The 9,359-nt window shown below is 40.0% G+C and carries 10 protein-coding genes; 3 read left to right on the forward strand and 7 right to left on the reverse strand.

The features are described 5' to 3' along the window. Nucleotides 1–275: 275 nt before the first annotated feature. Nucleotides 276–527, reverse strand: coding sequence for a nuclear transport factor 2 family protein (locus AC0YN7_RS29285; RefSeq protein WP_475813552.1), 252 nt, complete (start codon nucleotides 525–527; stop codon nucleotides 276–278). A gap of 218 nt (nucleotides 528–745) precedes the next feature. Beyond that, a complete protein-coding gene (locus AC0YN7_RS29290; RefSeq protein WP_475813544.1) occupies nucleotides 746–1,210 on the reverse strand; it encodes a DinB family protein in 465 nt (154 codons plus the stop codon). 199 nt (nucleotides 1,211–1,409) lie between these two features. Here AC0YN7_RS29290 and AC0YN7_RS29295 point away from each other — a divergent pair, with 199 nt between their 5' ends. Beyond that, complete coding sequence (locus tag AC0YN7_RS29295) at nucleotides 1,410–2,321, forward strand: LysR family transcriptional regulator (protein ID WP_475813545.1); 912 nt, start codon at nucleotides 1,410–1,412, stop codon at nucleotides 2,319–2,321. Between the two features lie 404 nt (nucleotides 2,322–2,725). On the opposite strand, the gene AC0YN7_RS29300 is transcribed toward AC0YN7_RS29295, so the two are convergent. Together AC0YN7_RS29300 and AC0YN7_RS29305 are read right to left on the reverse strand one after the other, a co-directional pair. Beyond that, a complete protein-coding gene (locus tag AC0YN7_RS29300) occupies nucleotides 2,726–3,823 on the reverse strand; it encodes a YhfM domain-containing protein (RefSeq protein ID WP_475813546.1) in 1,098 nt (365 codons plus the stop codon). Nucleotides 3,824–4,113: 290 nt separating this feature from the next. Further along, a complete protein-coding gene (locus AC0YN7_RS29305; RefSeq protein ID WP_475813547.1) occupies nucleotides 4,114–4,602 on the reverse strand; it encodes a cysteine hydrolase family protein in 489 nt (162 codons plus the stop codon). Between the two features lie 950 nt (nucleotides 4,603–5,552). Here AC0YN7_RS29305 and AC0YN7_RS29310 point away from each other — a divergent pair. Continuing rightward, nucleotides 5,553–6,101 carry a hypothetical protein gene (locus AC0YN7_RS29310; RefSeq protein ID WP_475813548.1) on the forward strand — a complete coding sequence of 183 codons (549 nt, stop codon included), beginning with the start codon at nucleotides 5,553–5,555 and terminating at the stop codon, nucleotides 6,099–6,101. A 16-nt stretch (nucleotides 6,102–6,117) separates the two neighbouring features. After that, complete coding sequence (locus AC0YN7_RS29315) at nucleotides 6,118–6,804, forward strand: cysteine hydrolase family protein (protein ID WP_475813549.1); 687 nt, start codon at nucleotides 6,118–6,120, stop codon at nucleotides 6,802–6,804. Between the two features lie 707 nt (nucleotides 6,805–7,511). Here AC0YN7_RS29315 and AC0YN7_RS29320 read toward each other — a convergent pair. The 3 genes from AC0YN7_RS29320 to AC0YN7_RS29330 all read right to left on the reverse strand — a co-directional run bounded on the left by AC0YN7_RS29320 (nucleotide 7,512) and on the right by AC0YN7_RS29330 (nucleotide 9,344). Then, nucleotides 7,512–7,676, reverse strand: a complete 165-nt coding sequence (locus AC0YN7_RS29320; protein ID WP_475813550.1) for a hypothetical protein — start codon at nucleotides 7,674–7,676, stop codon at nucleotides 7,512–7,514. Between the two features lie 144 nt (nucleotides 7,677–7,820). Then, on the reverse strand, nucleotides 7,821–9,014 hold the full coding sequence (locus AC0YN7_RS29325; RefSeq protein WP_475813551.1) for an ABC transporter substrate-binding protein: 1,194 nt from the start codon (nucleotides 9,012–9,014) through the stop codon (nucleotides 7,821–7,823). Between the two features lie 210 nt (nucleotides 9,015–9,224). Next, nucleotides 9,225–9,344: an IS3 family transposase gene (locus AC0YN7_RS29330; protein ID WP_475813553.1), complete on the reverse strand. Its 120-nt coding sequence runs from the start codon at nucleotides 9,342–9,344 to the stop codon at nucleotides 9,225–9,227. Nucleotides 9,345–9,359: the final 15 nt, after the last annotated feature.

Raw genomic sequence — 9,359 nt, forward strand, 5'->3', positions numbered from 1 at the left:
CACCGTACGCAGGCATCCTAGCTACATGGGGGCTTGGCCCCTCCCATGACCGGACTTTCACCGGCTAGAAGATGCGTGCTTCTGGGCACGCGCTTAATAAAAAGAGCAGGATACCGAAGCACCTGCTCATCAATGTGTATTATTTAACTATCGTGTCCCGATAGCTTATCGAAGCGGTTGTGCAAATCCAGCAACCTCGTGGTATATTTATTGTACTGTCCCGGTAGAGTACTTATCATGTAACTTTAAGCCATTTTAGTGCTATCGAGAAAGAATCAATCCTCTCTAAAAGAAGCCTCCAAGGCACCAGTATCTTCAAAGCCCCGAAAATACTTAATCTTGCCGTCTTCCACTTTGCAAACCACCGCCCAATAGCTTTCAAAAATTTTTTCGGTAGGCCTAATCCTATGCTTAAATCTTCCCCATGCCATAACTGTGTTTTCATCAGCGAGCATCTTATGGATCTCGAATTCTTGTGTATCGAGATCTTTCCGGAACTTAGATAATAGCGTCCTTACGCCTTCGATCCCATAATAGGTTCCATAAAAGTAATGTCTGTCCGTCTTCTTCTAGAATGCCGCGATAAAATTAGCATCCCTGTGTACATAGCTGAGGGCTTTGTCTATATCCACCATGCTTTGGAAATATTTTTGTAACACTTGATCCGGTTTCATATAGCATCGGTCTCCTTTTTTGGGATGGAACATTGGCCAATACCTCCAGATACTATTCGTCATTGCTATACTTATTGCACGGTTTTAAGCTGGCTCGAAATGATACCTAGGTGTATGGCTTCATGCATCAGGGCGAAGTTGAACAACTCGCCGGAGGTCATGAATTGGAACGGGCCCATGATAAACGGCGATTGCAGATTCATGTCAAGCATTTCGGACGTTAGCTCGGAGAGACGGGAAAGCTGGGCCATTAACATTTCGGTCAGCTCTTCCTTCGAGGGCGGAGCGATCGTCCAATCAGAAGGTTCCGTTCCGGAGCCAAACAGTGCTTCATATTGAGGCGGAATTGCAGACGGGAACCGGAAGGATAAAGAGGAGTATTTATCCATCCAATAAACCATATGACCGACATTCCAACGAATCGTGTTATTGAAGCCTTTCGATTGAATGTCGAATTGATCTTCCGAAACGACCTGAAGCTGCCCGATCACGATCTGACGCAGAACTTTTCCAGTTGTAATAATCGATTTTGCCAAGGTTAAAACGCCTCCCATTTAAATTGTTGTAAGTGTTTCGCTTTCACATCCAAAGTGTACCTTTCTCTCCACAAAGCAACAATCACGAGATTCCGATTCAATTGATCGGTTTTAGTAATGATTGAATGGGGGATTGGGATAAATTGAATTACCATTTATAATGATAAATGGAGACCGCTTATTAAAGGGGGAGTGAGTAATGGAATTTAGACAACTTGAGTATTTTGCCGCCGTTTGTAAGGAAATGCATTTCTCAAGGGCTGCCGAGAACCTATGCACGACACAGTCGAACCTGAGCCAGCAGATCAAGTTTTTGGAAAACGAGCTCGGGATGCCTCTGTTCGATCGCATTGGTAAACGGATCGCGTTAACGGATGCGGGTAAGATCTTGCTTGATCAATGTCATATCATCTTTGAACGCGTCGACTATATTAAGGGGGCGATCACGGATCTGAAGCGAATGGAAGGCGGCAGGCTAGACATCGGGATTCTTCCTGGAGACGGAGATTTGCTGTTTGATACGCTGTTGATCAATTTCCACCGTGCATATCCCAAACTTTCCATACACGTTACGGAGACCGTGGATGTGTATGAACAGGTTGTCAACGGCACTAGAGATCTTGGAGTTACCATTGTGCCTGCGAATCCGGATAATCGCATCTCGATCATCCCTTTGTTCCACGAGGAGTTTGCTTTGGTCGTCCATTCGGACCACCCCTTTGCGAAGTCAAAGACAATCCCCTTCGATCAATTACAGCAGCTTAAGATGGTAATGTTCGGTCCGGAGCATCAAATTACGAAGGTCATCCATTCTTGTTGCCAAGAAAAAGGGATTGCAATAGACAATTCAATTGTAACCTCTACGTTATCGACGCTTCTGTCCTTAGTCGAACAAGGGATAGGAGCGGCAATTCTTCCGCGACTGCTGCTTGATTACCTGAAACGCGATAACATTTCAGCCGTAACGCTGCTCAACCCTACACCAAGTCAGGATATTTGCATCATATATCGAACGGACAAATTTATGGGGCAAGCTGCAAAAATATTTATAGACGAATTGCAGTCTTTCATTCAAAGTGTAGTGGAGCTTTCTAACCGGTCGTTGGGGTAATAAAGGGCACTGATTAGATCCTTACAAAATGACATCGCGAACATGATTCTACTAATCTGCCCGTTAGCTTAATCGTTCATTTTATTTTTTCTTCTTATTTCTCGATTTCTATTTATTATTTCTTTTACTGAATCTGATTTAGAAAGCCTGTTTTTAATATCCATCAACAAGAAAATAATAATTAGTAACAAACCAATTATAATAAAACTCATTTTCTACGTACCTTCCTTCAATAGTGATTTCACCTGGGGCTTATTCATTATTAAAAGTATTCGTTAAGTTTATTTAACTATCCTGCCCGTTAGTTGAGAAAACGGCAGCTAGATTCATGGCAGCCGTTTCATCGTGTTTATTAAGCTATCGTACTAACGTTCTCCGTTAGCGTAACGGCTACTTAAATTTTGTTATTTTCTAACAAGGTAGCCAACAGCCTTTTTGGCGTCGGCATCAATAAAAACACGTATTGGTCCTAGAATCTCATCGTTTGTTTCGAAAGATACTTTATAAAGGCGAGCGACTTTGGGTGCTTTTCCTCCACCTTTCACTACTGGCATATCCTCTACCTTTGCGGTTTCAACTTTCGCAGTTTTCCAATCGATATCCACTTCTTTCTTGTTATGGTCAGAAAGACTATTCCATGCGGCTTTTCGCACTGCCTGCAGGTCATCGGTCGTTGGATTCGTGTTGATTGGCCGATTTGCAGAAACATCTACATCTATAAGACGCGCGTTCTCGTTAATGATTTTTTTCAACTCAACTGTTGATTCTTTTGTGAGTGTATAGCCGGTATGAGTTTCTTTCACGTCCATGATCATGCCTCGCTCACTTTTTTCGCTGAGCCATATGTGAAAGGCGTGTTTCTTGTCTTCCAGAGTAATAACTATGTCATAATCAGGCGTAGCAGTGTTCAGAATTCCATGAATATTTTCTGCCGTTTTCATGGCACGAATGAATTTCTCAATAGTCTCTTTATCTGTATATTCAACCATTACAGTGGGATTTACTGAACCATGAGCTTGGGACTTCGCGATGGTTATCTCATAGACATCTTTTTCTTCTAATTTACCGCCGCACTTTTCAATTTTAAGTTCCTTTTCAGCCGATTGAAACAAGTTTAGCAAATCTTTTTGGGAAGTCTCCGGTAGCCGATAGTGTCCATTTTGTCCCGATTTAATAAATAAACCGGTGTTGCTTCCAACGATCCAGAATGAGAATTTATGGCTTGATCCATCTTTCATTTCCACTGTGGACCCGTAATCTGGGGCTGCGATATCGAGTTGTGCCGTGGTATATTCGGCGGCTGTAATTGCTTGAACGAATCGTTCAAATGACGAAGTTTCTGTAAATTTGACCGATTGGTTGTCATCTCCCTTTAACATGAAGGAAATGATATTTCTTGCATCCATCTGTCCTAGCCCATTTTTAACTTCGGTTCCCGCGCTTTCACATCCGACTAGTCCAATCAAGATAAAAGTGACGGTAAATAAAAGAAATCTCTTCATATGTGCCCCCTTTTTCATTCTAACTTTCTGACCTTTAAAAAGGGGAAAAGGTTGCAATTTGGGGCAATCCAATGTTTTCGCTACCGCTTGCTGTTCGTTGGAAATAAAGTTTTAGACTAGAGAAACAGCGGCAGCCTAGGACGCGCAAATAAAGTCCTAGACTGCCGCTGCAATGATTGAACTAACGTGTCCCGTTAGTTCAATACCTCGGACGGATCAAGCCGTAAGGTCCGCAGCATGAATAAGGTGTTATATGCTGCAAGGGCCTTCTTGAGTTACCTGCAAAATTTTTATTTTACTATAAACTCAATTACAGGATAAGAGATTATATTTCTATCCCGGTATGTATTATTAATCACATCACTATTTGCACTTATAATTCCATTTTGAAGAATCACTGTCTTAAAGCCTCTTTCCTTTGCACCATTATAAGTAAATAGAACACAATGCTCTGCTGCAAAACCTGCCACAATAACTAAACCAATTTCTTGCTTTAATAATATCTGTTCTAATTCTGTATTCCAAAATGCATTCGATACTTCTTTAGTAATCTTGATATCTTTTTGTTCAACTTTGATCTCCGAGATGATATCGAGTAATTCAGAGTTAAGATCTTCTGCTCCTTCAATATCCTGAATATGTATGACACAATGATTTTTTGAACGAAGTAGGTCTGCGACATAGTTTATGTGTTCACATGCTCTTTCAACATTAAGTTTTTCTCTTTGACCTTGTAAAAAGACTTTTTGCATATCTACAATTAATAATCCAATTTTCATTGTAAGTCTCCTTATGTTTTTATAGTTTTTAAAATATGTCTTTAATCTTTGCCCCATTGCATAAACGTCTTATTAGCGGAATTCGTATAATAAGCTGGATGAGACGGGTTACGTATTTCATAATTAGCCAAAAGATAAATTGAATTATTCGCGAAGAAATTAGTATTTTCCTTAATTCAATTCAACAATACTGCCCGTTAGTTCAACGCCCAAACTTATGTTTTGTGAGCAAGTGAAAAGGAGCTACTGCCGTAGCAGCTTCTTTGTTTTTGTGAAATTAGGCGAGAATAGAACGTACATTAGTGACCACAAGCTGGTAGAAATTCGATGTCGGGTCCACTTTACCGATAACTACAGTGTATGCAACTTATAAAATCTTTACAGGTACACTCGAGGAAATGCGTTTAAATTCACCAAACGGTGTTTACACCGAATCTACAGTAGCTAAAATTTCTGTTCTTTCTTGTAGACTTACATTTTCAGGCGAAGTTACCGTAGTGTTCTCCTGAGGGTTTCCTCAATTGGCATGAGCAAAGTTATAAAGAAAACCGCATTTTCGCGGCTTTTTTGCGTCAAAATATTATCATTATTTTATTTTTAAGATGATGGTTTTAGAAGTTCCATTCTCTACAAGAATGGAACTTCTTTTTGTTAGTTCTATTATTCAACAGGGGCATTAGTAAATAAGGGCATCGTCGTATGGACGTTACCCTCCCCTGCATTAAAAGTACTTTTGACAAAATCCTTTACGATACCTTCTACTAAGTTGGGTTCCATTGTTCAATAAATGAGTAGCATTGCTGTGCCCCGTTAGTTAAAATAATTCACCAAAAGAACGTTAAACCCGTTACTCCCCATGGAAAGTTATGTCTAAGTAAAAAACTATTGACTTTTAAATTATCAATATGAGAATATAATTATACTGATAATATTAGGAGGTGATTATACAAATGGATATTAGCATTAAGGAGATAATGGACTGCATTGTCAACCCGGTTAAAAGTCAAATCATTCTTTCTATTCAAGAAAAAGGTGAGTGTACAGCAAAAGATTTATTATCATCACAATACGATATCCCACAGGCCACGCTCTATCGCACATTAAATCGTTTGGTAGAAAGTGGGGTTTTAAAGATTGTTGCGGAAAATAAAGTCCGAGCCGTAACGGAAAAAGTTTACGCATTGAATGAGAGTTTTTTGAATGTCAACCAATCTATCGTTGAGCAGAATGATGGTGAAGCATACTTTAAGTTGTTTACGAACTTTATTATTGTATTGATGAAAGAGTTTCAAAATTATGCTGAAAAATCCTCTATTAATATTGTTGAGGATGGTTCGGGTTTCAGCGCAATTCCTATCTATGCAACTGTTGAAGAAATGGTATATATCGGAAATAAGTTAAAAGAAATAATTTCTCCTTATCAAACAAGAAACGCTTTGGTCGAGGAACAAAGAATGCATATTCTCGCAACTATTATTACACCCCCAAACGATAAATAAATAAGAGGTGACTGTTATGAAAAAAAAGAATAAAAGGAGCAATCTTCGTATTATACTCATTAGCATTATTGGAATATCGGTACTCTGTTTCGGAATTATTGCCTTACGATTGGTATATTTGTCGAGTGCTACAAAGGGCGATTCAATCGCCAAATATGATAGCCCCAAAAGCGCACTTTTGGTATTAGATATCCAAAATGACACTTTGGGTATCTCCGAATACGGCAACACGGAACCGTTAATGGCTAACATCAATACAGCTATCGAATATGCCTATGACTCTAAAATGGAGATTATTTACACCAAGCAAGAGTTTACGGGAAACCCTTTGGATTCATTGATTTCTAATGGTATGTATCAGGCCGATAGTGATGGAGCGGACTTATATAATGAATTATCCATTCAATCGGATAACATTTTTAGCAAGCTCCGCACTGATGCTTTTTCTGTAGAACATTTTGAAAATTATCTCATAGAAAATGAAATTGATACCCTTTACATTGTTGGCGCAGATGCCAGTGGTTGTGTTTACAAGACAGCTTTGGGCGGCATAAACAGAGGTTATCGCGTTATTGTTTTGGAAGATTCCTTATTTTCCGTAAAAAAAGACATGCTGAATACAATGCTTGAGAAATATCTGACAAAAGGTATCGAGATAACTGATATTAAGGGTTTTATTCAAACACAAGAAACCGATTTGTGATAGTGCGAGGAAAAGGTGATAAGAGAAGGGTAGTCTATTTTAATACGCTACATTGATAACGAAAAATGATGATCCTGCCACTTTTGTGAACGAAAGAAACCCTCATAAAATGAGTACCGCAAATGAGATACATCATAAAACGATTTCAAGTCGTGAAAGATAAATAAGGAGATTAATCCCCATCAACTTAGTGTACAATTACTTGTCTTTAATCTTACAGAGTATCCTGGTCGGTTTTATTTGTTTGTTGTTCTATAACTTTATGACTTAAAAGACCTGTATCTGTAGAGTCCCAAGAATATCCACGGTCACGCAATTCCTTGTCAAACCTATTCAATAAAGCTAAACCAACATCAGTTGAACCCCTATCTATATAATTCGGATATTTGGTACTGGTTGTTCCCAATAGGGTCAAATGCTTGGCTACTCCAGAGGCTTATTGTAACGACCAGTGGTATATCTGTACAAAAACCCCTATTTTGTGAGCATGATGCCACGGAGATGCCAAAACGCATTAAACAAGCAGAAAGGCCCTATTTTATAATTTTTCCTTTTTATTCGAAGTAAACGATCAATAAAAAGAAAATGGCTTATAGGGTCGTTCTTATACCTCTGGAGAGGTTTTACTTATGGATGCAGGCTTTAAAGCAACTGTTTTGTTTGCATTTCTTATTAAGCTATCGTGTCCCGTTAGCGTAATAACAAGATCACGCCTTTTTTCCTTCATAGATACAACCAATGACCGAAATAGTAAATCCAGCGATGAGTAAGACAAACTCCGCACCACCAAAATTGCTCTCTGGATCCACCATCAAAATGCCCGCAAAAATCATAATGCTTATACCTAATAACATTATTTTTACTGATCTCACTGTTTGCCCTCCATTCTGTAACCTGAATTCCTTCCGGCGAACAATTTAGACGATCATAACGCGCAGTTGTCGCATTAATCTGCCCGTTAACTGAACAAAGGGCTACACTCGACAGCCCTTCGTTTATTGAACTATTGTTACCCGTTAGCTTAACAAAGGTGCCGAAAAGTGGTCTTGAAGTTTACCGTCGAGCACGATGGCTAAATCATCCAGCGTCCCCTTAACGTCAGCACCTTCGAACACAATACGGGACAAAGCAGGATTCACATAATCGTCCAACAATTGATATAGGGCTGTGTTCCCTGACGAGATCGGAAGTTGAGCACTATTTTCGAGTTCCGCCATTATGGCATTACGCAAAGGATCACTGTCATGACTTACCTCTGAATATACAGAGCGAAGAGGAGCAATTGACCCTTCCGTCACAAGCCGGGTCAATTCATTGTTGGTACAGGTCAATTCACAAAGGAAAGACCAGGCTAATTCAGGGTTAACTGTTTTGGTCGATATGCCGAACCCGCAAACCCATGGCTCGTTCACCCTATGTCCATCGATAAATTGCGGCAATCCCGCGACACCGAGATCTTCCTTCAAATGAGGTTTGATTTCATGCAACATAACGTAATAATCTAGAATCATCCCAGCTTCGTTACGAATCAAATCGCTGTTCGCAAAATACTCTTGGGTCGCCCGTGCAACTCGGTGTTTGCGGACAAGATCAACTGCCCATTGCACAGCTTGCACAGCTTGCGCATTGTTTGCGTAACCAGAGGCTCTTCTTTTATCAGGGGACAACCAATCTGTCCCAGCTGTGAGCAGTAGAAGACCAATATACTCGCGGTGAAACGAGATTCGGGCTGCAAAACATTCTTCTCTGTGCACATTCGCACGCTGTAGCCTAATCGCTATCTCCATAAAATCATTCCAAGTCCAACCTTCTTCTGGGAAAGGAATACCCGCCTTGTTAAACCATTGCTTGTTATAAAAAATGCCTTTCATACTAGCGCTTAATGGAAGCACAGCAACTCGTCCTTCAGGCTGTATCAGTCGGAAGATCGAAGGGTGAAACAAATTTTCTAATTCATGATTCTGTCTCAGCCACGCTCGCAGATCAAGCAATAGTCCTTCCTTACTGCAATCGACGATGTCTCCGTTAAACAACTGTACAAGATCGGCATTGGATTCCCCCGTGTACAGGGTTGTACGGATTTCGCCGTTAGGAACAACTTTAACAATTATTTTTACTCCAGGGTTCAATACTTCAAAGCGGCGCGCAATTTCTTCCACTGACTCTTTTTGCCACGGTTCGTCGATCTGCACTACTAGTTCCGTTTTCATGAATCCACCTCCTTTTTTTGTGTTTCATTAGAATGATGCCACGTGGTGTGGGGATTTTTAAAACTGTAAAGAATTAATTTACTCTATATTCTTTATTAAACAAAAATCCCCTTTTTTATTGACGAATCCTGCCCGTTAGCTTAATAACAAAAGGGAGCAACTGCCGTAGCTGAACTGTAACCCTATTTGTAGACACTTAATAAAAAGGTGCTAAGCAGTAAGAAGATGGCTTCTGTATTCATCAGGAGTCATCTTTTTTAATCCCCACTGGTATCGAGTTGTGTTGTACATTAAGATGTATTCGTTAACTCTTTCACGCAGCTCTTCTATCGTCTGGCAATCTTC

This window comes from Paenibacillus sp. J31R122 (genome assembly GCF_056269185.1).